The organism is Mycobacterium angelicum, assembly GCF_002086155.1.
GTDB classification, from domain to species: Bacteria; Actinomycetota; Actinomycetes; order Mycobacteriales; family Mycobacteriaceae; genus Mycobacterium; species Mycobacterium angelicum.
In genome coordinates this window covers 1-510 of record NZ_MVHE01000259.1, presented here as the reverse complement: position 1 = coordinate 510, position 510 = coordinate 1, and the positions used below count along the sequence as shown (strand labels likewise).

At 65.3% G+C, this 510-nt stretch carries 1 pseudogene; it reads right to left on the bottom strand.

The features are described 5' to 3' along the window. Positions 1–359 precede the first annotated feature (359 nt). Positions 360–510, bottom strand: a pseudogene (locus tag BST12_RS29290) (riboflavin synthase); the annotation flags it as partial.

Below are 510 nucleotides of genomic sequence, written 5' to 3'. Positions count from 1 at the left end.
GTGCCCGCACCGACAGCGATGCGAGCGCGGTCAGCCAGCTGACGGAGCCGGTCGGCTTGGCGTGTGCCGATCCACAATGGGTAGGTGATGAATACGTCGTCGGCGCCGTGGTCGACGAATACCTCGACTTCCCCGATGGTGGCCACCGTCAGGCCGCGCGCCCGCGCGGAGTTGCATATGGGCGATCTCAGGCAGCTTGTGCGTCTTCACGTGGGGACGCAGGGCGATCCCTTTCGCGGCGACGGCGGAACTCATTCGCCCGATGTTGCGGTCAAGGATGTCGCGGTCGATCAGCACGTCGGGCGTATCGATCTCGTCCGGAATGCAAGACATGGGGCTCCCTCCCTCGGCGAGCGATGTCAGCCGGCGCTCCGCATTAACCGCTCAACATACTTTGCGACTACGTCGACTTCGAGGTTCACCCGGGTTCCCACCGCAGCGGACCCCAGCGTGGTCAGCTCCCGGGTCGTCGGGATCAGCGAGACCTCAAACCAGTCCCGCTGTTCGGCG